The sequence below is a fragment of the Streptomyces sp. NPDC090108 genome (assembly GCF_044747185.1).
Lineage (GTDB): Bacteria > Actinomycetota > Actinomycetes > Streptomycetales > Streptomycetaceae > Streptomyces.
The window spans coordinates 421,081-442,378 of record NZ_JBIVDQ010000002.1 but is presented as its reverse complement, the minus strand read 5'-3'; the positions used below and the strand labels follow the sequence as shown (position 1 = coordinate 442,378).

General features: G+C 73.4%; 16 protein-coding genes. 5 read left to right on the top strand and 11 right to left on the bottom strand.

Translation table 11 applies throughout. The features are described from left to right. Positions 1 to 86 precede the first annotated feature (86 nt). On the bottom strand, positions 87 to 458 hold the full coding sequence (locus tag ACIPRD_RS07180; RefSeq protein WP_356408029.1) for a peptidase inhibitor family I36 protein: 372 nt from the start codon (positions 456 to 458) through the stop codon (positions 87 to 89). A 330-nt stretch (positions 459 to 788) separates the two neighbouring features. Here ACIPRD_RS07180 and ACIPRD_RS07175 point away from each other — a divergent pair, with 330 nt between their 5' ends. Then, a complete protein-coding gene (locus ACIPRD_RS07175; protein ID WP_401560747.1) occupies positions 789 to 2,255 on the top strand; it encodes an amidase in 1,467 nt (488 codons plus the stop codon). Between the two features lie 229 nt (positions 2,256 to 2,484). On the opposite strand, the gene ACIPRD_RS07170 is transcribed toward ACIPRD_RS07175, so the two are convergent. Then, positions 2,485 to 2,658 (bottom strand): hypothetical protein, encoded by a 174-nt coding sequence (locus ACIPRD_RS07170; protein ID WP_356408035.1) that lies wholly within the window; start codon positions 2,656 to 2,658, stop codon positions 2,485 to 2,487. 495 nt (positions 2,659 to 3,153) lie between these two features. Here ACIPRD_RS07170 and ACIPRD_RS07165 point away from each other — a divergent pair, with 495 nt between their 5' ends. Both ACIPRD_RS07165 and ACIPRD_RS07160 read left to right on the top strand, forming a co-directional pair. Next, a complete protein-coding gene (locus ACIPRD_RS07165) occupies positions 3,154 to 3,618 on the top strand; it encodes a hypothetical protein (protein WP_401560744.1) in 465 nt (154 codons plus the stop codon). A gap of 158 nt (positions 3,619 to 3,776) precedes the next feature. After that, positions 3,777 to 4,616: a maleylpyruvate isomerase family mycothiol-dependent enzyme gene (locus ACIPRD_RS07160; RefSeq protein ID WP_401560742.1), complete on the top strand. Its 840-nt coding sequence runs from the start codon at positions 3,777 to 3,779 to the stop codon at positions 4,614 to 4,616. A gap of 219 nt (positions 4,617 to 4,835) precedes the next feature. On the opposite strand, the gene ACIPRD_RS07155 is transcribed toward ACIPRD_RS07160, so the two are convergent. The 7 genes from ACIPRD_RS07155 to ACIPRD_RS07125 form a co-directional block, all read right to left on the bottom strand. Then, entirely contained in the window at positions 4,836 to 6,389 is a 1,554-nt protein-coding gene (locus ACIPRD_RS07155; RefSeq protein ID WP_401560739.1) for an SDR family NAD(P)-dependent oxidoreductase, read from the bottom strand. A 191-nt stretch (positions 6,390 to 6,580) separates the two neighbouring features. Next, on the bottom strand, positions 6,581 to 7,159 hold the full coding sequence (locus tag ACIPRD_RS07150; RefSeq protein WP_401560736.1) for a carboxymuconolactone decarboxylase family protein: 579 nt from the start codon (positions 7,157 to 7,159) through the stop codon (positions 6,581 to 6,583). Between the two features lie 199 nt (positions 7,160 to 7,358). After that, the gene (locus ACIPRD_RS07145) at positions 7,359 to 8,690 is read right to left on the bottom strand and encodes a wax ester/triacylglycerol synthase family O-acyltransferase (RefSeq protein ID WP_356408047.1); all 1,332 of its coding nucleotides are present in this window, start codon (positions 8,688 to 8,690) and stop codon (positions 7,359 to 7,361) included. A gap of 144 nt (positions 8,691 to 8,834) precedes the next feature. Then, positions 8,835 to 11,156: a GH92 family glycosyl hydrolase gene (locus ACIPRD_RS07140; protein WP_401560733.1), complete on the bottom strand. Its 2,322-nt coding sequence runs from the start codon at positions 11,154 to 11,156 to the stop codon at positions 8,835 to 8,837. Between the two features lie 337 nt (positions 11,157 to 11,493). Beyond that, positions 11,494 to 12,714 (bottom strand): glucose-1-phosphate adenylyltransferase, encoded by a 1,221-nt coding sequence (glgC, locus tag ACIPRD_RS07135; protein ID WP_356408053.1) that lies wholly within the window; start codon positions 12,712 to 12,714, stop codon positions 11,494 to 11,496. Positions 12,715 to 12,752: 38 nt separating this feature from the next. Further along, positions 12,753 to 13,922, bottom strand: a complete 1,170-nt coding sequence (glgA, locus tag ACIPRD_RS07130) for a glycogen synthase (protein WP_401560730.1) — start codon at positions 13,920 to 13,922, stop codon at positions 12,753 to 12,755. A 39-nt stretch (positions 13,923 to 13,961) separates the two neighbouring features. Beyond that, positions 13,962 to 14,711 (bottom strand): (2Fe-2S)-binding protein, encoded by a 750-nt coding sequence (locus ACIPRD_RS07125; protein ID WP_356408243.1) that lies wholly within the window; start codon positions 14,709 to 14,711, stop codon positions 13,962 to 13,964. A gap of 238 nt (positions 14,712 to 14,949) precedes the next feature. On the opposite strand from ACIPRD_RS07125, the gene ACIPRD_RS07120 reads away from it, so the two are divergent. Next, positions 14,950 to 16,548, top strand: a complete 1,599-nt coding sequence (locus ACIPRD_RS07120; protein ID WP_401560727.1) for a DMT family transporter — start codon at positions 14,950 to 14,952, stop codon at positions 16,546 to 16,548. Here ACIPRD_RS07120 and ACIPRD_RS07115 read toward each other — a convergent pair. Continuing rightward, entirely contained in the window at positions 16,518 to 17,837 is a 1,320-nt protein-coding gene (locus tag ACIPRD_RS07115) for a transglycosylase family protein (RefSeq protein WP_401560724.1), read from the bottom strand. The genes ACIPRD_RS07120 and ACIPRD_RS07115 overlap by 31 nt on opposite strands. A 286-nt stretch (positions 17,838 to 18,123) precedes the next feature. Here ACIPRD_RS07115 and gndA point away from each other — a divergent pair, with 286 nt between their 5' ends. Further along, a complete protein-coding gene (gene gndA / locus ACIPRD_RS07110; protein WP_401560721.1) occupies positions 18,124 to 19,563 on the top strand; it encodes an NADP-dependent phosphogluconate dehydrogenase in 1,440 nt (479 codons plus the stop codon). Positions 19,564 to 20,618: 1,055 nt separating this feature from the next. Here the strand turns inward: gndA and ACIPRD_RS07105 are convergent. Next, on the bottom strand, positions 20,619 to 21,263 hold the full coding sequence (locus ACIPRD_RS07105) for an aspartate/glutamate racemase family protein (protein ID WP_401561867.1): 645 nt from the start codon (positions 21,261 to 21,263) through the stop codon (positions 20,619 to 20,621). Between the last annotated feature and the right edge of the window lie 35 nt (positions 21,264 to 21,298).

Genomic DNA, 21,298 nt, shown 5'->3' with positions numbered 1-21,298 from the left:
CCGACCCCTGTTCCACAGCACATCAAAAAGCGCCGGCCCCGGCTCCGCACCTCACGGTGAGGGCCGGGACCGGCACCGGTCCGAACCTAGAGCCGCTCCCAGGAAGCGTTGTTGTTGTAGGTGTCCGCGAGGTTGCGCCAGGAATCCCCCTGCACGTCGTCGTAGAGACCGACGTAGTTGGAGTTGTAGAACACCCGGGCGGTGTGCCCTCCCCAGTTGTCGGCCGAGGCGGCATTGTTCTTCACGGGCTGACCCTTGCCCGCTCCCGCTTCCGTGAAGACCTCACCGGCGAAGTTCTGCTTGACGTAGAAGCAGGCGCTGGACCCACCCTCATTGGAGTTGTAGTACAGCTCGAAGCCATAGTTCTCGGAGCAGGTGGACGCAAATGCCGCCGGCGCGGTGAAACATCCGGCGGCAACCGCCAGCACGACGGAGGCAGCCGCAATGCGCTTTCTCATTCATTCTCTCCTCTGCACGATGTACGGTTTCCCGAGCCGCGGATGACATTTCCACCCGCTTCTTGATCAACAGGATGCAGGTCGCCGACTCGTTTGACAAGAGCGGCGGAAATCCCGTTTCCACAAAGGGCGCAAATGCTTAGCTACCGCTTCAAAAGGCGATTCACGAGGCGGTGACCCTCGCGCTTTCTCTCCGCCCGTCGGGTCCTGCGCCCCTCGACGTACCGCGTCCGACCGTGCACAGTTCTCCTGCACGTCCCCTCGATCCGATGCGCTCCCCCGCACGACCGCGCACCTCGATCCACCGATTCGCCTCGATTAGGAGTTCCCGTGAGCAGCTGGGCCGGCCGGACCGCCGCCGAGATCGCCGCCGCCGTGCGCGAGAAGCGCGTCACGCCCCGCGAGGTGGTGGCGGAGCACCTGGCCCGGATCGAGCGGCTCGACGGGCGGGTGGGCGCCTTCCGCGTCGTCCGCGCCGAGGCCGCGCTCGCCGAGGCGGACGAGCTGACCGCCCGCGCCGACCTGGCCTCGCTCCCCCTCGCGGGCGTACCGGTGGCGGTGAAGGACAACCTGTCCGTGCGCGGCGAGTCCCTGCGCAACGGCTCCGCGGCGACCCCGGACACCCCGGCCGCCGAGGACCATGTGACGGTGGCCCGGCTGCGCGCGGCCGGCGCGGTGGTCGTCGGCCTGACGAACGTGCCGGAGCTGTGCGTCTTCGGCACCACGGAGGGCGTCCACGGCACCGCCCGCAACCCGTGGGACACCTCCCGTACGGCGGGCGGCTCCTCGGGCGGCAGCGCGGCGGCGGTGGCCGCGGGCATGGTGCCCCTCGCGCTCGGCAACGACGGCATGGGCTCGCTGCGCATCCCGGCGGCCAACTGCGGCCTGGTCACGCTGAAAGCGGCACACGGAGTGGTGCCGGCCGGGATCGGCAACGGCGACTGGTTCGGCATGTCGGAGAACGGCCCGCTGGCCACCACCGTCGAGGATCTGCGGCTGATGCTCTCGGTGATCGCGGACACCGCCCCGCCCGCAGGTCCGGACGCGGCGGAGCGGAAGCCGGGGGCGGAGCCGGCGTCGTATACGGAGTCGGGTACGGAGTCGGGTACGGAGTCGGGTCCCGAGCCGGCGTCGGGGGTGGAGCCGGGACGGGCGCGCGGGCCGCGGCGGATCGCCGTCGCGCTGCGCAGCCCGCTCGCCGGGGTGGGCGTGAGCAGGCCGTACGCGGCCGCGGTGCGGCAGGCGGCCGGGCTGCTGGCGGACGCCGGACACCAGGTCAGCGAGGCGGAGCCGCCGTATCCCCTCTCGCTGGGCCTGACGTCGCTGCGGTACTGGACAGCGGGTACGGCGGTGGACGCGGAGGGCCTGGATCCGGCGCGGCTGACCCGGCGGACCCGGGTGCACGCAGCCGTGGGCCGGCGCTTCCTGAAGGGTGTACGGGCCGGTGACCACCGCGAGCGGCTGCGCGCCCGCCTCACCCCGTTCTTCACCGCGCACGACATCCTGCTCACCCCGGCCCTGGCCCGCCGGTCCCCCGAGGCAGCCCCCTGGCACGAGCGGGGCTGGCTGCGCAACGTCCTCGCGAACACGGCCTATTCGCCGTTCACCCCGTCGTGGAACCTGACCGGCTGGCCCGCGATGTCGGTGCCGTTCGGCACGCTGCCGTCCGGCGCGCCCTGTGCCGTACAGCTCGTGGGACGCCCCGGCACGGAGGCCGACCTGCTGGACCTCGCGGAGGAACTGGAACGCCTGCACCCATGGCGGCGGACGGCGCCCCTGGCCGAGGACGCGAGCTGATTCCGGGAGGGCGCGGGTCCAGCCGCTGAGCGGTTCGACACCAACGGGGGCGGGGGCCCGGCCGGGCCACGCGGGCGACCGCCGGGCCATGCGGGCGACCGCCGGCACGCAGGAAACGATCGGCCGGTCGCCGCTGCGGGGAATCACGCCTGCTCACCTGTGCTGCGGGGGTGCGGGAGGCCTCGTCCTCCCACCCGCACGGCCCGCTCCCGGCGCCCGGCCGGGAAGGTCAGTCCACGCTCGGCAGGATGTGCGGTTCGGCGAGGTCGTCCTCGTAGCCGGCCAGGCGGATGGGGGCCGAGCGGGCCCACACCTCCAGGCTGCCGAGCTCTCCGGGGCGGCGGCGCCTGCTCTCCGCACGTTCCTCGGGGCCCTTGTCGCTGTTCGTCTTCTCCGGTGTCACCGCGCACTCCTTATACGTCGGATCGCCCTCGGGGCCGCCGGACCGTCCACGCTCCGGCTCTCGACGCCCGCTCGGGTCTGGATGGAAGGCCAGTTCGGTCGCGGTGGCGCCGGTACCTCGCAGTCGGAGCAGGCCGTTGTCGGCCGGCTCACCCGGGGACGGACGATGGGTGTGGGTGGGACCCGTACTGTCTGCCCGTCCTCACCAGATTAACCAGATGAGCGGACATGCGCTCGATAGGGAGTGAAAACAAGGCGTAACCATCGCGCGTCGCTCACTCGCTCAATACCCCCTAATATGCTGCTATTTGTCATAAAGCGCACCACCGTCCACCGAAGTGAAACACCCACTTGGCCTACCGCCGCGCATCCGTCCCCCGGTCACGGACCGACCTTCGCCGCCGACCCGGCGCAGTTCAGGTGCCGTTGGCCGACGCGCAAGCTCGCCGTGATCGGGTGACACGCGGCAACGGCTGTCTCGCGGAAGGACCGACGCATGGAGCCGCGCAGTGTCGAGGAGCTGATGGATCTGCTGTACGCCGGCCGGTGCCGGCACGCGCTGCGCACCGCCGCGCTGCTGCGCCGCGGCCGCCCGGCGGACAAGGAGCTCCAGGTGGCCGGGCTGGTGCACGGCATCACCGCGATGCCACGGTCCGGCGGTGACGGGCAGCCGCGGGCGCGCGCGACGGCCGAGGCTGGGCATGTCCGCGCCACGGCGGAGGCGGAGCATGCGCGCGTCACGGCGGAGGCGGTGCGGGCCCTGCTCGGCGAGCGGGTGTTCCGGCTGCTCCTCGGGGACGGCGGCCCGGACGCCGACGATCAGCAGCGGCTGCGCCAGGCCGCGGAGGAGAGCCGTACGGCGGTCTTCGACGCCGGTGTGCTGGAGGACTGGCGCACCGTCCTGGAACTGGTCGCGGCCCGCCAGGTACCGTCCGCGCACCGGCCCGCGCACCGGAACTGACAGCGGGCGCACACGAGGCCCCCGGGGTTCCCGCCGCCCGGGGACTTGCCGCCACGCCGGTTGCCTGGTGTTCTGTACGCCCCGTGAGCCCTGATCAGCGGTGCCGGCACGTCCGCCGCGCCCGGGGGACTCGTACCGGTTCGGACGGTGGCACAGGCGTGGAGGAGAACGACGTGGGGTCGGCGGCGGAACGGGATGTACGGGCGGAGCTGCCCGAGGGGCTGGAGACGGCCGTACGGGACACGGCTGCCGCGATCGCCGCGCTGCTGCGCGGGGGCGCGGACGGCATGGGGGTACGGATACCCGGTGCGCTGTGGAGCGTGGGCGAGGCCGCGGCCCATCTGGCGCTGGCGAACGAGCTGATGGCGGAACTCGCGGCGGGCAGCGAGCGGCCGTACGGGGACGGCACCCCGCAGAGCCTCGCGGCGGCGAACGAGGAGTCGCTGGCCGCGTTCGGGCAGCGGGAGGCCGAACCGCTGGCCGCCATGATCGAGGAGCAGGCCGAGGCGTGCCTGCGGGCGCTGCGGGCGGGCGGCGCGGACACCACGGTGGTGACCCCGCTCGGGACCATGAGCGGACAGGTGCTGGGCTCGTACCTGCTCACCCACATGCTGGGCCATGGCTACGATCTCGCCCGCGCGCTCGGCCGGCCGCACATGCTGGACGCGGACCGGGTGGAGCTGACACTGCCGTTCCTGACGGCGGTGATGGAGCGGGTGACCGAGCCCGCCCGAGCGGCCGGAACGACCGCGTCCTACGCCATCCGCCTGTGGAGCGGGGGGAGTTTCGGGGTCCGGGTGGAGGCGGGCACGGTCCGCGTGGACACGCGGCCGCCGGAGCGGCCGGACTGCACGATCGCCATCGAACCGGTCACGTTCCTGCTCATGGCGCTCGGCCGGCTCGGTCAGTGGAGCGCGCTGGCGCGGGGCCGCATCCTGGTGCGCGGCCGCAGGCCGTGGCTCGCGCCGCGCTTCCCCGGACTGTTCACCGCGCCCTGAGGACGGCCCGCCCCCGGCGGCCCGGGGCCGGAAGCCCGAGCCCGGGAGACCGGGTCCGGAGGGCCGGGCCCGGAAGACCGGGTCCGGAAGCGCCGATCCGGAAGCGCGGATCCGGAAGGCCGGGTCCGGAAGGCCGGGTCCGGAAGGCCGGGTCCGGGAGCACCGGTCAGGGAATCCGGGTCCGGGGGCGCCGGTCCTCGGTGCCCCCGGACCCGTCGCTCACCACTTGCCCGGCGCGTAGTCCTTCATGAAGACGCCGTACAGGTCCTCGCCCGCCTCGCCGCGCACGATCGGGTCGTAGACGCGGGCCGCGCCGTCGACCAGGTCGAGGGGGGCGTGGAAGCCCTCCTCGGCGAGCCGCAGCTTGTCGTAGTGGGGCCGCTCGTCGGTGATCCAGCCGGTGTCGACCGAGGTCATGAGGATCCGGTCGGTCTGGAACATCTCCTCGCCGCTGGTCCGCGTCACCATGTTCATCGCGGCCTTGGCGGCGTTGGTGTTGGGGTGGCCCGCACCCTTGTAACCGCGGCTGAAGACGCCCTCCATCGCCGAGACGTTCACGACGTAGGAGCGTCCGCTCGCCGCCTTCTTCGCGGCCTCGGCCATGACCGGACGGAGCTTGCTGATGAGGATGAACGGCGCCGTGTAGTTGCACAGCTGCGTCTCCAGGAGCTCCACCGGGGAGATCTGGTCGATGCTCTGCACCCAGGTGTTGGAGTCGACGACGTCCGGGAGCAGCCCGCCCGCGTCGATGGCGGTGCCGTCGAGGTGCCGGGCGATGCTGGCGTTGCCCGCGACCAGGGCCAGGTCGGCGACCTTCTGGGCGGCGATGCCACTGGTGCCGACCGGCAGCGCGGCCAGACCGTCGACCGCGCCCGAGTTGAAGGCGCCGATCACATGATGGGCGGGGAGCTCGCCGGCGGGCAGCGCGGCGCTCTCGCCGTCGACCAGGGCGGCGTACGCGGAGGGCAGGCGGCGTACCGTCTGCGTGGCGTTGTTGATCAGGATGTCGAGCGGACCCGCGTCGGCGACCTGGTCGGCGAGGGCCACGGCCTGCGCGGGGTCGCGCAGGTCGATGCCGACGACCTCCAGGCGGTGCATCCACTCCGCCGAGTCGTCCATAGCCTTGAAGCGGCGGATCGCGTCCTTCGGGAAGCGGGTGGTGATCGTCGTGTGGGCGCCGTCGCGCAGCAGCCGCAGCGCGATGTACATGCCGATCTTGGCGCGGCCGCCGGTGAGCAGGGCGCGCTTGCCGCCGAGGTCGGCGCGGGCGTCGCGCTTGGCGCGGTTCTCGGCGGCGCAGTCCGGGCAGAGCTGGTGGTAGAAGTAGTCGACCTCGACGTAGCGCTGCTTGCAGGTGTAGCAGGAGCGCGGGCGCTGGAGTATGCCCGCGATCCGGCCGGTCTCGATCTTGGAGGAGGGCAGGATGCCCTCGGTCTCGTCGTCGATGCGCTCGGCGGAACCGGTGGCCGTGGCCTCGGTCACCGCGCGGTCGTGCGCGGTCTTGGCGGCCCGGCGCTCCTGACGGCGGCGCTGCTTGACCGTGCGGTAGATGTGCGAGGTGGCCCGGCGCACCTTGATCGCGTCGGGGTGGTCGACGTCGAGCGTGTCGAGCTCCTCCAGGACGCTCAGGCAGACGGCCATCCGCTCCGGGTCGATGCCCGGGCCGTAGACCATCTCGTCCACGACCGCGGGGTCGACGGACACGGAGTCCTCCGACCCGGCCTCCATGGACACGGACCCCATGGACGTCGCGCCGTCCTCTGTCACCGTCATCGCGCTGCCGCTTCCCTGATCACCTGCGCAGCGCTCCGACTCGCGCCCGCCCTCGAACAGGGAATTTTACGGGAGCCGCGGCCCCGAGCACCAAACCGCTCATGTGATTCTGGACAAACCCGAGCGAACGCGAACAAACACAGTGACCGGCGGGGCGTGACGGCCGGCCGTCACGCCCCGCCGGTCCTCGGTCATGAGACGGATCCGGCGCCGGACCTCTCCGGGCGGGCCGCCAGCGGGATCTCGCAGGCCGCGGAGTAGCCCTGCGACTCGATGCCCAGGGTCGCGTTGGTCCGGGTCGCGAAGTTGGAGAAGGCGATGAACGCGGTGAGTTCCACGAGCGCCGCCGGACCGAGACCGCCGAGCAGGCCCGCGATCAGCTCGTCGCTCACCGTCGGCGGGGTGTTCGTCATGGCCTCGGCGTACTCCAGCACGTCCCGCTCCAGCGGCGTGAAGACGTCCGACTCCCGCCAGCGCGGCACCTGGGCGGCCTTGGTGAGGTCGAGGTTCTGGTTCTGGGCCTGGAAGTAGCCGATGTCGAGGCACCAGCCGCAGCCGACCTGCGCCGCGACGGCCATGTGCGCGAACGACTTGAGGCTCTCGTCGGCCGCGTCCCACTGCCCCACCCTGGCCCCGAGCTCCATGGAGGCCTGGGCGACCTGAGGGTTGTGCCACGTCACCTCGACGGGTTCGGGAACCGCGCCGAACTGCTTGATCATGGCGGCGGCGAGGTCGGCGGGGAGTTCCGTCTTCGGAACGCGTGGTGTCACGGTGTCCTCCTTGGACGTCTTCGTGTGCGGCATTCGACATGGAGACGTCCGGGAGCTCACGGGTGTGACATCGGCGCTACCGGCGTCCGGCAGGGGCCGGACAGCGGCAGCGCCGGATTGCGGGGCGGGCTGCCCGGGCCGGGGGCCGGGCAGGACTCCCCCGCCCGGCCGGGAGCCCTGCCGGAAGCCCGCCCGGGCCTCACGCGTCGCAGGCGACGATCAGCGACGCGACCTCGTCCGACACCGCCCGCACGAGCACGTCCAGGTCCGGCACCGCCTCCGCGTCGGCGACCAGCCCGTAGTGCACGCGTCCCCGGTAGGTGGAGATCGCGACCGCCAGCGTCTGGCCGGGGGCCAGCGGCGCGAACGGGTACACCTCGGTGAGCTGGTGGCCGCCGAGCCGGAGCCCGATCCCCGGCAGCGGCACGCTCGTCACGAGGATGTCGAACCAGAGCCGCGCGGCCTGCCCGACGATCGGCCCGCCGATCCGGTGCCCGAGCGCGGGCACATGGTCCGCGAGCAGCGCGACGGCGCCGGCGCCCCGGTTCGGCCCCGCGTCCTTGTTGCGGACCATCGCGGTGCGGACGGTGTCGAGCCGGGCGAGCGGGTCGGGATCGCCGACCGGAAGCCGTATCAGGTACCCGGAGAGCCGGTTGCCCTGTGGCTGGGCGGCCCGCGGACGGCGCCGGGAGACGGGGATGAGCGCGCGGGGGGCCACGCCCTCGCTGCCGTCGCCGCGCTCGTCGAGCCAGCGGCGCAGCGCGCCGGCGACGACCGCGATGAGGACGTCGTTGACGGTGCCCCCGGCGCTCTTGCGGATCCGGTGCACGTCGTCGATGTCGATCACGACGCCCGCGGTGCGGCGGGTCCCGCTGGGCGCGGAGGTGAGCGCGGCGGAGGGCCGCATGCCGAACGTGGAACGCGCGAGCGAGGCACCGATGCCCACCGCACGGCCCACGTCAGACAGCGTGCCCCTGACCAGCTCGGGGACGCGTCCGGGCAGTCCGCGCAGGTCGGACAGCATGTCGCGGGGCGCCTCGGGGGGCCGGGGGCCGCGCTCGGGCAGGTCGACGGGGTCGAGGATCCCGGCCGCCAGCTTCAGCGCGCGCAGTCCGTCGGCGAGGGCGTGGTGGAACTTGAACAGGACGGCGAAGGAGACGCCGTCCTCGCCGGGCAGGACGTGCGCCTCCCAGGGCGGCCGGCAGCGCTCCAGCGGGCGCCGCATCAGCCGGCCGGCCTCGGCCTGGAAGTCGGAGACCGGGGCGTGCAGCCGGACGTGGTCGAGCGGATCGAAGTCCGGGTCGGGCTCACGGGTGGCGCCGCCGAACGCGAGCGGCTGCCAGACGTCGCGGATGCGCATCCGCAGGCCCGGTACGGCGGCGGCGCGGGCCGCGAGCAGGTCGGCGGCGTGGGCGCCCGCCGTCGGCGAGTGCGTGGCGAAGACGCCGAGCGCGCCGAGGTGCATGGGGTACCGGTCGGACTCCATGTTCCAGAAGGCCAGGTCGAGGGGAGCGAGAAGGTCGGAGGTCACGGGCGTCCCTCGCGTCGATGACGGGGTGAGTCTGAAGTCAAACTCCGGCAGGCGATTACGGTCAAGTGCGATCGGGTTACGCTCAGTTAACGAGAGATTAAGTCCCGCCCCAAGAAAGCGGCGGGACTCGGGCGACTTCTGAGGTCACCTCAGCACGGGGGGCGCCGCCTGGGGCGACGTACCCCACTCGGACGGGCGCGGGCCGACCGTGAAGGCGACGGTGCGCGTGGCGCGCAGCGCACGGTTCGTCAGGTAGGTCAGCGGGTGCGGGGTGCCGTCCGTGCGGACGGTCTGGACGTAGCGGTCGCCCGCCGAGGTGCCGGGCGCGGTGACGGTGAGCCGGCCGGCCGGCCAGTAGCGGCGGTCCAGGGCAAAATCGACGCGCTCGAAGACCGGGGTGGACAGGCCCCAGGTGTCGTAGCCGGGCTGGATCGGGAAGAGGCCGATCGACGACAGCACGTTCCAGGCGGACATGGTGCCGAGGTCGTCGTTGCCGGTCATGCCGGTGGGGCCGTCGGTGAAGAGGGTCAGCGCCGCGTGCACGACGTCGGTGGTCTTCCAGGGCTGGCCGGTGGCGAGGTAGGTGTACGGCGCGATGAGGTCGGGCTCGTTCATCGGGTTGTACTTGTCGGCGTTGTAGTAGTTGTAGGCGTTGCCGTGCACCCACACCTCGCGCGCGGTCCTCTCCGGTTCGGCGAGCAGCCGGTCGTAGGCGAAGAACGCGTCGAGGCGGGCGTTCGCGGCGGCCCGGCCGCCGATCAGGTCCACCATGCCGTTCAGGTCCTGCGGCACCAGCCACTGGTACTGCCAGGCGGTGCCCTCGTGGAAGCCGGTGCCGCGGGCCGGGTCGGCGGGTCCGGTGAAGGCGCCGGAGGCGTCACGGGCGCGGAAGAAGCCGGTCGAGGGGTCGAAGATCCGGCGGTAGTTCTGGGCGCGTGCGGCGTAGCGGGCGGCGTCGGCGTCGTGCCCGAGCCCGTGGGCCATCTGCGCGAGCATGGCGTCGGCGAGGGCGTACTCCAGGGTCACGGAGGCGCCGTGGTGGTAGTCGCTGTCGCCCATCTTCGCGTACGGGCGGTCCGCCTCGTAGGGCGCGAAGCCGTGCGCCAGGTACTCGTTGTTGGCCTCGCGGCCGATGCCCGGGTGGCCGGCGGGCGGCACGCCGTCGGCGTTCCTCTTCAGCGACCGGTAGACCCGCTCCTCCTCACCCTTGAGGAGACCCAGCTGGTAGGCGGTGGTCAGGAACGGGGTGACGGGGTCGCCGCTCATGATGTTCGTCTCGACGGGGCCGTAGCCCCACTTGGGCAGCCAGCCGCCGTCCTCGTCGGTCCTGACCACCGACAGCGCCATGTCGCGGGCCTCGCGCGGCGCGAGCAGGGCGAGCAGCTGGGCCTGGGTGCGGTAGGTGTCCCACAGGGACCAGTTCTGGTAGTAGGTGAAGCCCTTGGCGCGGTGGATCCGCTGGTCCCAGCCGGTGTAGCGGCCGTCGGCGTCGCTGCCGATGTTGGGCGCGAGGAACGACCGGTACAGCGAGGAGTAGAAGGTCCGCCGCAGGACGGGGTCCCCGCCCTGGACGCGGACCCCCGCCAGCCGCCGCTCCCACAGGGCCCGCGCCCGGTCGCGTACGGCGTCGAAGGAGCGGCCGCCCTCGGCCCTCAGGTTGGCGTCCGCGCCGGCGGCGTCGACGTAGCTCAGGGCGGTGGTCGCCTCGACCGTGCGGTCGCCGGTGGTGTCGAAGCGGACGTAGGCGCCGCCGCGGCCGGTGCGGGCGCCCGGGGTGAGCTTGGCGCCGTCCCAGGTGCCGTAGGCGGTGAAGGGGCGGCTGAAACGGGTGGTCGTGTAGACCGTGTACGGGCCGGTGTCCCGGCAGAAGCCGTGGCCGGTGATCCCGGTGCGCACGGTGTGGTCGTCGAGGATCTCGACGGAGGCGGCGACCGGCTTGTGCAGTGCCTGGCCCGCGTTGAGCAGCACGTTGGCCTTGTCGGTGGCCGGGAAGGTGAAGCGCTGCACGCCGGTGCGTTCGGTCGCGGTGAGTTCGGCGCGGATGCCGGAGTCCAGGCCGACCCGGTAGTAGCCGGGGCTCGCCTCCTCGTCGGCGTGCCGGAACCCGGCGGCGTACTTGGTGTAGTCCGTCCCCGTGACGTCGCCGGTGGTGGGCAGGACGGGCAGGTCGCCGCCGATGCGGCAGCCGACGCCGGAGAGATGGACCAGCGAGAAGCCGCGGATGCGGTTCTGGGTGTAGTCGTAGCCGGTGTTGTGCCCGGTGTCCGGGGAGAGCTGCACCATGCCGAAGGGCACGGCGGCACCGGGGAAGGTGTTGCCCTCGTCCTGGCTCCCGATGAAGGGGTTGACCAGGTCGGTGAGGTGGCCGTCGGTCCGCTCGGCGGCGCGTGCGGCGGGGGTGGCGATCAGCGTGGACGCTGCCATCACCCCGGCCAGGCACAGCCGTGTGCGCCGGGTCCCTCTCATGTCGGATGACCTCCGAAGGTTCGACGTCGTTGCCTGCATCGTGCGGGGCGAAGGACGTGAACTCGGGCATCCCGGGCGGAATGTGTCGGCGCGTCGCGGCACGAGGGCGTGCCGGGCAGGGCGGCGAGGTAGGCACGCGGACGTGCCAGGCGGGGCGGCGAGGCAGGCACGCGGGCGCGCCGGGCGGGGCGGCGAGGCCGTGCGAGCCCGGCACGAGGGCGTGCCGAGCGGGGGCGGTGACGGCGTCCGCGCGGCACGAGGACGTGCGCACGGCGGGGCGGCGCGGCCGGGCGGGTGCGGGCCGCCGCCCCTGTGCGCGGGGCGGCGGAACGGCCGGTCAGGAGACCTGCTGCCCCTTCCCCAGGGCGATCACCCCGCCCCGCGAGACGGTGTACAGCTCAGCGTCCCGCTCCGGGTTGACCCCGATCGTCGCGCCGGGCGGCACCTCGACGTTCTTGTCGAGCACCGCGCCGCGCACGACCGCGCCCCGTCCGACGCGCACGTTGTCGTGCAGCACCGAGCCCTGGACGACCGCGCCCGGATCGACCCGTACCCCCGGTGACAGCACCGAGCGGGTGACCTGGCCGCGGATCAGGCAGCCGGCGCTGATGATGGACTCGCTCGCGATGCCGCCCGCGTTGAACCGGGCCGGGGAGAGCTGGCCCGAATGGGTGTAGACCGGCCACTGCCGGTTGTACAGGTTGAAGGCGGGCCGCTCGGCGATGAGGTCCATGTGGGCGTCGTAGTAGGCGTCCAGGGTGCCGACGTCGCGCCAGTAGCCGCGGTCCCGGCTGGTCTCGCCGGGGACGTGGTTGTCCTGGAAGTCGTACAGCTGCGCCTCGCCGCGGACCGTCAGCTGGGGCAGGATCGAGCCGCCCATGTCGTGCGCGGACGACTCGTCCTCGGCGTCCCGGTGCAGCGCCTCGACCAGGACCTTGGTGGTGAAGACGTAGTTGCCCATCGAGGCGAACACGCTGCCCGGGTCGTCGGGCAGTCCGGGCGGATCGGCCGGCTTCTCCAGGAAGCGCCGTACGGTACGGCCGTCCGAGCCCGGGGTGATCACCCCGAACGACGACGACTGGGCGCGCGGTACGCGGATCCCGGCCACCGTGACGCCCGCACCGCCCTCGACGTGCTGCCTGAGCATCTGCCGCGGGTCCATGCGGTAGACGTGGTCGGCGCCGAACACCGCGACGTACTCGGGCTGTTCGTCGTGGACGAGGTTCAGGGACTGCAGGATCGCGTCCGCGCTGCCCAGGTACCAGCGGGGTCCGAGGCGCTGCTGGGCGGGGACCGGGGTGACGTAGTTGCCGAGCAGGCTGGACATCCGCCAGGTGGTGGTGACGTGCCGGTCCAGCGAGTGCGACTTGTACTGGGTGAGCACGCAGATCCGCAGCACGTCCGCGTTGACGAGGTTGGACAGCACGAAGTCGACGAGCCGGTAGGTGCCGCCGAAGGTGACCGCGGGTTTGGCGCGGTCCGTGGTCAGCGGCATCAGGCGTTTGCCCTCGCCGCCCGCCAGTACGATCCCGAGAACCGAAGGTCCCCCACGACTCATCGCCGCTCCCTCCACCCTGGTCGAACCCACGGACGCGCTCAGCGGGCCTGGGCCTGCTTGAGCACCTCCCCGTACAGCAGTGCCGTGCGCCGGGCGACGGTGTCCCAGCCGAACTCCTCGACCGCGCGCACCCGTCCGGCCTCCCCCATCCGCCCGGCACCGGCCGGATCGGCGAGGACCGTGTCCAGCGCCCGCGCGAGGCCCGACTCGAAGACCCCGGGGTCCTCGTCGAGGTCGACCAGCAGTCCGGTCCGGCCGTCCTCGACGACCTCCGGGATCCCGCCGACCCGGGAGGCGACGACCGGGGTGCCGCAGGCCATCGCCTCCAGATTGACGATGCCGAGGGGCTCGTACACCGACGGGCAGACGAACACGGCCGCGCGGGTGAGGAGTTGGATGACCTCCGTGCGCGGCAGCATCTGCGGGATCCAGAACACGCCCGACCGCACCCGGTCCAGCTCCCGGAACAGCGTGCGGAACTCCCCGTCGATCTCCGGGGTGTCGGGCGCGCCCGCGCACAGCACGACCTGCGCGCCCGGGTCGATCTCCCGTACGGCGCGCAGCAGATGGGGCACACCCTTCTGCCGGGTGATCCGGCCGACGAACAGCACGTACGGCCGGGCCGGGTCGATGCCGTGCCGGACGAGGGCGTCGGTGCGGTGGTCGGGCCGGTAGAGCGCGGTGTCGATGCCGTTGTGCACGACGTGGACCCGTGCCGGGTCGAGTGCCGGGTAGCAGGCGAGGACGTCCTCGCGCATGGCCCCCGACACGGCGATCACGGCGTCCGAGGACTCGACCGCGGTCCGCTCGGCCCAGCCCGACAGGGCGTACCCGCCGCCGAGCTGCTCGGCCTTCCACGGACGCAGCGGCTCCAGCGAATGGGCGGTCACCACGTGCGGGACGCCGTAGAGGAGCTTCGCGAAGTGGCCCGCGAGATTGGCGTACCAGGTGTGGGAGTGCACGAGTTCACGGCTGCGCAGCCCGGCCGCGATGGAGAGGTCCACGGAGAAGGTGCGCAGCGCGTCGTTCGCCCCGTCCAGAGCGGCCCAGGGACGGTGGCGGACCACTCCGACGCCGCGCCCCTCGCCCCAGGTGTGCACCTCCAGTTCCACGAGGGAGGACAGCTCCCGGGCGAGGAACTCGACATGGACGCCGGCTCCGCCGTACACGTCCGGCGGGTACTCCCGTGTCAGCAGTCCCACTCGCACCGGGCAACCCCCTTGCGATCGGCGGTAGTTCTCTCATGGTCACCCAGATGCGGCGCGTGGGGAAGAGCCCGGTGGCCGGGTGAAGCAGCAGTCGCCGCACACGCCGCCGCCGGCGACGCGGTAGTACAGGCAGCAGCTGCCCCGGCGGAACGCGGTGCCGCCCCGGGTTCCGGTGCCGGCGAGCAGGGGGTGGGCGAAGAGCGCGTCGGTGAGGACGCGGGCCCGTTCCGCCACGTCGGTGCGGCCGTGGACGCGTGCCCAGCGGTCCAGTTCCCTGGCGGCTCCCGCGAGCGCGGACCCGGCGTTGCCCCACAGCAGCCCGGCCGCCACGCCGTAGCGGGATCTCAGGGCTTCCCCCAGGGGCTGGAGATGACCGCGGAGCACTCCGTCCACGAGCGTGTCCGGGTCTCCGGGCAGCGGGCGCACGCCGGTCAGCCACAGGTCGTCGGGCGCGGCCGCCGGGACGTCCCAGCGCAAGCGGCGCGGGTCCAGGTCGGGCACCGAGCCGTACACGGCCGCGCAGGCCAGTGCGGCGGACCACAGGCGCGCGGCGAGGCCCTGGTGCGCGAGGGAGGCGGCGACCCGGGGCTCGGTCACGCGCAGCCGCTGTGCGACCAGTTCGACGCGCGAGGTCAGGGCGGTGCGGCGGCCGTCGTCCGGCCCCGGCGGGCCGTACGCCTCCGCGAGGGTGGGCAGCCGCCGCGCCGGGCCGGCTCCGGCCGCCGCCGCGCGCAGGACGAAGAAGCCGCCGAGCGGGCGGAGGGCGGCGAGTTCGGGGTCGAGATCCACGGACAGCACTACTACCAGGATCCGTGCCCGCTCGGGACTCGGGGTCGCGCCCCCGAGTCACCCCTCCTGGGGATGATCGGCGCCCTGTCGTACTCCATCGGCAGTAGGACCCATTGCGTGCTCAGGGACGACGACTTGACGGGGTCGGAGCGGGCACAGTGTCCGTCATGGAAGCCGACCGTACGCCGCGCCGGACCCTCAGGGTCCACCCGGCCCTCCTCCCGCAGGGGAGACGCTCATGAGCGCCCTCGCGCTGTCCGTGCTGCTGTCGTTCGTCTCCGCCGTCGCCTACGCCGGCGGAGCGATCGTGCAGGAGCAGGTCGCGCTGTGCTGCCCCGAAGAGCAGTACGTGCCCCTGCGCCGGCCCGGCTGGTGGGCGGCACTCGCGCTGAACGGCCTCGGCGGCGTGCTGCACGTCGTGGCGCTCGCGTACGGCCCGCTCAGCCTCGTACAGCCGCTGGGCGCCCTGACCATCGTCTTCGCCCTGCCCATGGCGGCGCTCTGCGTCGGCCGCAGGGCCGGGGCCGCCGCCTGGCGCGGTGCCGTCATGGCCACGGCGGGTCTCGCGGGCCTGCTGTCCCTGGTCGGCTCCGCCGGATCACACTCCCTCGACACCGCGCAGCGGATCGCCGTCGCCGCGGCCACCGGCGCGGCGGTGACGGCGCTGGCGGCCGCGGGGCGCGCCGCGCACCGGCATCCCGCGGTGCGCAGCGTGCTGCTCGCCACCGGCGCGGGCGCCGCGTTCGGCATGTCGTCGGTGTTCACCAAGACCGTGGCCGTGGACTGGAGCGACGGGGTGGGTCTCGCCGACCTGCCCTCGCTCGCGGTGATCGCCCTGTTCTCGGTGGCCGGCGTCATGCTGTCCCAGGCCTCCTACCGGGGCGGCGGCCTCGCGTCGCCCCTGGCCACGCTGACGGTGGTCAACCCGGTGCTGGCCGCCGCGGTCGGCATTCTGATGTTCGGTGAGACGTTCCGCCACGGCGCCACGGGCACGATGCTCGCGCTGGCGTGCGGGGTGGTGGCGGGCGGCGGTCTGATCCTGCTGACGACCGAGCGGCTGGAGGGGACTCCGGCCCGGGACGGGCGGGCGGCCGCCGGTACGGATGCCGGTGCCGGGGCGGGTTCCGCCGCCAGGGCGAGTTCCGCCGCCAGGGCGGGTTCCGCCGCCGGGACCGGATCCGTCGTCGGGACGGCCTCCGCTGCCGCAGCGGCTTCCGCTGCGGGAACGGCTTCCGCTGTCGGCTCGACGGCTTCGGGTGCGGGTACGGCCACGCATGCAGGTGGACCGGCCGCGGGTGTGCCCCGGCCGCGGCTCGCGCCGGAGGGCGTGCCGGCGCGGGGGCCGGTGCCGGCGGCGGGTGTTCCGGCGCGGGGGCCGATGCCGGCGGCGGGCGTCGAAGGGGAGGCGGCCGGCGGCCCGGAAGGTGCCGTGGCGGGGGACGCCCACGGGGCGGACCCGGTGCGAGCCGGTGGCGCACTCGTGCCGGGCGCCGACGCGCGGGACGCCGTGACTCCGACGGTGGAGGACAGGCAGGACGGCGTACGGGAACCGCGCACCGTGAGCCCGGACGGCGTACGGGCGCCGGGCGGCTCGTACCCGGACGGCGAACGGGTCCCCGACGACGGACCGGACGGCGTCCTCGCAGCGGACGGGAGTCACCTGGAGGACCTGCTCGCGGCGGACGGCGACGGTCTCGACGCCATGCGGCGGCCGCGGTGCGTCCCGGACGGGATCCCCGCCTCCGAGGTGCTGGCCGCGAGCATCCCGGTGCCGTCGTCCCTCCTGGACCGGCACCGGGTCCCGGGTCAGATGCTGACGCCGCCCGCGCGGAGGTAGGCGAGCGGGTCGACGTCGCTGCCGAAGTCGGGCCCCGTCCGCACCTCGAAGTGCAGATGCGGGCCCGTGACGTTGCCCGTCGCGCCCGAACGCCCGATCCGCTGCCCCTCCGCCACGCTCTGGCCGGCGCGCACGGAGATGGCGGACAGGTGGCCGTACTGCGTGTAGCGGCCGTCGGCGTGCCGGATCACCACCTGGTAGCCGTACGAGCCGCCCCAGCCCGCGGCCACCACATGCCCGGGCGCCACGGCCTGGACCGAGGTGCCGGTCCCCACCAGGAAGTCGATCCCGGTGTGGTAGCCCTTCGACCAGTGCGCGCCGGACACGCGGTAGCCGGTGCCGATCGCCGCGTGCACCGGGGCGACGAGCGTGTGGCTTCGGGTGTCGTGGGCGGGCGCCGCGGGGTGCGAGGCGTGCTGGTGCTCCGCGGGCTTCTTCGCGGGGGCGGTCTTCGTGGCCGGGTGGGCCTTCTTCCGCGCCGGGGCGTTGCCCTGCGAAGGAGCCTTCTTCGCCGGGGACTTGGGCGTGACGCCGGTCCCCGGCCGCACGTCGAGCCGCTGGCCGGGCAGGATCAGGTCGGGGTCGGAGCCGACGGTCGCCCGGTTGGCCGCGTACAGCTCCCGCCAGCCGCCCCGGACATGCTGGTCGCCCGCGATGCCGGAGAGGGTGTCGCCGTGCACCACGGTGTACATCTCGGCTCTGCCGGCCCGGGACTGCGGGGTCGTCTGCGGCTGGACGTCCCGCACCGAGGAGGCCGGCGCGGTCCGGGCGGCGGTGCCCGCGGGGGCTCCGGAGCGGTGCGTGTCCGTACCGCTTCCCGAGTGGTGGGTGCCCGTACGGGATTCCGCGTGGGATTCCGTACGGTGCCCGTCCGGGTGAACGCCACCGCCACCGGCGCCGGGCGCGGGGCCGCCCCGGGTCAGACCGGCCCGTACCGAGCACACGGGCCAGGCGCCCGGCCCCTGCCCGTCGAGAACCTTCTCGGCGACGGCGATCTGCTGGTCCCGGGTGGCGAGATCGGCGCGCGGCGCGTACCGCGTACCGCCGTACGCCTCCCAGGTGGACCGGGTGAACTGGAGCCCGCCGTAGAAACCGTTCCCGGTGTTGATGCTCCAGTCGCCTCTGGACTCGCAGGCGGCGACCTTGTTCCAGGTGGACACGTCGGCCGCGTCCGCCGTGCCGGCAGCGACCAGCGGGATCGCGAGTCCGGCGCCCCCCGCCGTGACGGTGAGTGAGGCGCGGTTGATCCTGTTCGGCTGGTACCGGCGATGCCGGCCGCGTACGGCCATGACCGAAATCCCCTCGACATGCGTCAGGAGGGGCAAAAGTAAGGGCTGGGAACAGGCCATGACAAGATACGAAACCGGCCTACCGTCGCGGCAAGTGGCCGGGAACGCATCGCGGTTGGACGCCTCGGCCGCATCACGCTCCCCACTGAGGCGAGTGGCGCCTTCCATCCGTAAACCAGCGTGGCGAGTCGCATGTGCGCTCGCCGAGGCGGCACGTCAGGATGGACCCGGGACCCGGGCCCAGCGGACGGATCCGTCATCACCAGGCAGCTAGGGAGCAGGCGGTATGAGCACTTCAGCGCAGATCGGCGTCACGGGCCTCGCGGTCATGGGACGCAATCTGGCCAGGAACTTCGCGCGCAACGGCTACACCGTGGCCCTGCACAACCGTACGGCGGCGCGCACCCACGCTCTGGTCGAGGAGTTCGGGGACGAGGGCGCTTTCGTCCCGGCGGAGACCGCCAAGGAGTTCGTGGATGCCCTGGAGCGCCCGCGCCGTCTGGTCATCATGGTCAAGGCCGGTGAGCCGACGGACGCGGTGATCCAGGAGTTCGCGCCGCTGCTGGAGCCCGGCGACATGATCATCGACGGCGGCAACGCCCACTTCGCGGACACCCGGCGCCGGGAGAAGGAGCTGCGCGAGCAGGGCATCCACTTCGTCGGCACGGGCATCTCCGGCGGCGAGGAGGGCGCGCTGCACGGGCCGAGCATCATGCCCGGCGGCTCGACGGAGTCGTACGCCTCCCTCGGCCCGATGCTGGAGAAGATCTCCGCGAAGGCGGCGGACGGCGCCCCCTGCGTGACGCACGTCGGCCCCGACGGCGCGGGCCACTTCGTGAAGATGGTCCACAACGGCATCGAGTACGCCGACATGCAGCTGATCGGTGAGGCCTACCAGCTGCTGCGCGATGTCGCCGGGTACTCCCCCGCCGAGATCGCGGACATCTTCCGCACCTGGAACCGCGGCCGCCTCGACTCCTACCTGATCGAGATCACGGCCGAGGTGCTGTCCCACGTGGACGAGGCCACGGGCAAGCCGTTCGTGGACGTCGTGGTGGACCAGGCCGAGCAGAAGGGCACCGGCCGCTGGACGGTCCAGATCGCCCTCGACCTGGGCGTCCCGGTGTCCGGCATCGCCGAGGCCGTCTTCGCCCGCTCCCTCTCCGGCCACGCGGCGCTGCGCGAGGCCTCGCGCGACCTTGCCGGCCCGACGCCGACCCCGCTGAGCAGGGAGGAGGCCGCCGCCTTCGCCGACAAGGTGGAGCAGGCGCTGTACGCATCCAAGATCGTCTCGTACACCCAGGGCTTCCACGAGATCGCCGCGGGCAGCGAGGAGTACGACTGGGACATCGACCTCGGCGAGGTCGCCTCCATCTGGCGCGGCGGCTGCATCATCCGCGCGGCCTTCCTGGACCGCATCCGCGCCGCCTACGACGCCCGCCCCGACCTGCCGAGTCTGCTGTCCGACGCGACGTTCGCGCAGGAGATCGCGGGTGCGCAGGACGACTGGCGTGACGTGGTGATCGCGGCCACCCGCGAGGGCGTGCCGACGCCGGGCTTCTCGGCGGCCCTCGCCTACTACGACGCGCTGCGCGCGGAGCGGCTGCCCGCGGCGCTGACGCAGGGGCAGCGGGACTTCTTCGGCGCGCACACGTACCGGCGGGTGGACCGGGACGGCTCGTTCCACACGCTGTGGGGCGGGGACCGGAGCGAGGTCTCGGCGTAGGGGGTTCCGGGTTCGGTGAGCTGGGCTGGCTGCTGGCTGCTGGCTGCTGGCTGCTGGCTAGGTGAACTGAGCTGAACCGGGTTGGCTGTGGTTGCCGTAGGTGGGCCGAGCGGGGTCGAGCTGGGTCGCCTGCGGTCGGCCGCCGGCCCGTGCCGCGTCCCGGTGCGCGGAGCGCAGGCAGTGCGTTCCACGCGCCGGGACGCGCGTGTGTCCGGCGGAGAGCGCGCGTGTCCGGCGGGGAGCGCGTGTGTCCCGCAGAGAGGGGATCGGGACCTCAGCACGGACGCCCTGCGGGCCCCGTACAGATGCCGCACCTCTGGACCCGCCGGATGCCGGACCTCCCGTACATCAGCCTGCGCAGGCTCCCGGCGGACGCCCTTGTTCTGGGCTCGGTCCAAGGCTCGGCCCAGAGCTTGGTCCAGGGCTCGGCCCTGAGGGCGAGGTCAGGTGAGGGGCGGTCCGGGTTCGGGGTTCGGTACGGGTTCCGGGCCCGGCGGGATCGGGGACGGTGAGGGTTCCGGCGGCCCTGGAGCGGGCGGCTCGGGCACCGGAGGGCCCGGAATCGGAGGCCCCGGGGCCGGCGGGGCGGGCGCCGGGGTCGGATCGGGTCCCGGGGCGGGCGGTGCCGGCTCGGGGACCGGACCTGGCGGCGGCACCGGGGTCGGGTAGGGGTACGGGTCGGGGGCCGGGGAGACCGGTTCCGGGGGCGGTCCCGGGGATGCGGGGTCGGGAAGCGGGTTCGTCATGGCAGTCCTCCGGGCAGTCACCGGGCGCGTCGGCGCCCCTGGACCACTCCCCGACTACCCGGCGACCGGACAGCCACGCACCCCACGGCCACACGGGGTCCGAGGCTCGGAGACTTCGGGGGCCTGCGCGGGATCACCCTGAGGGGCCGGGACAGGTCAGGCCGGGGCGGACCGGGGGTTTCCCTGAGGGGCCGAGGCAGGCCCGGCCGCTGCGGGCGGGGGCCCTGAGGGGGCCGAGGCAGGTCCGGTCGTGGTTTCCCTGAGGGGTGTCAGGGCCGCCGCCCCGTGATCATGCGATCTCCCCGGCGCTCAGCGCGCCCTCACCGCCGCCGCCGCGGCGGCAGCCGCCAGTCCGGGACGGGGGCTGGAGAGTACGGGGACCGCAGTCGTCGTCAGACGCTGGGCCGGGCTCATCGAAGCCTGGGCGAGGATGATCACGTCGGCGTCGGTGACGCCGTCGGCGACGGCCGCGACGCGCTGGGCGCACCCGTCGGTGTCACCGGTGGAGAACAGGTCCCAGGCGCCCTCGACCAGGAGGGAGCGGACGGACACGGCCCGGCCGGCGGCGCGCGCCTCCTCCTCGACGAGGTCCACGGTCGGGGCGACGGTGCTCTCGACAGTGGCGAGGACGACCACACGCGGGCCCTCCGCCACGGCGGCGGCCGCCATGGGCCGGTCGACCCGCAGCACCGGGAGGCCGACGGCGCCGGCCTGCGCCTCGGAGACGGCACCGATGGTGGAACAGGTGCAGAGCACGGCCGTGGCCCCGGCGTCCGCGGCGCGCACAAGCACGTCCCGCACGTCCGCCGCCACGGCCCCGGGACCGTCCCGACGGGCCCGGTCCAGCAGCCCTTCGTCGACGAAGTGCCGCAGCTCCAGACCCGGATGGTCCGTGTCGCGCAGGGCGTCGAAGACGGGGACATGGACGGGCGAGGTGTGCAGCAGGGCGAGCACGGACGACATCCCTTCTCCGAAAGGTCCCCGAAAGA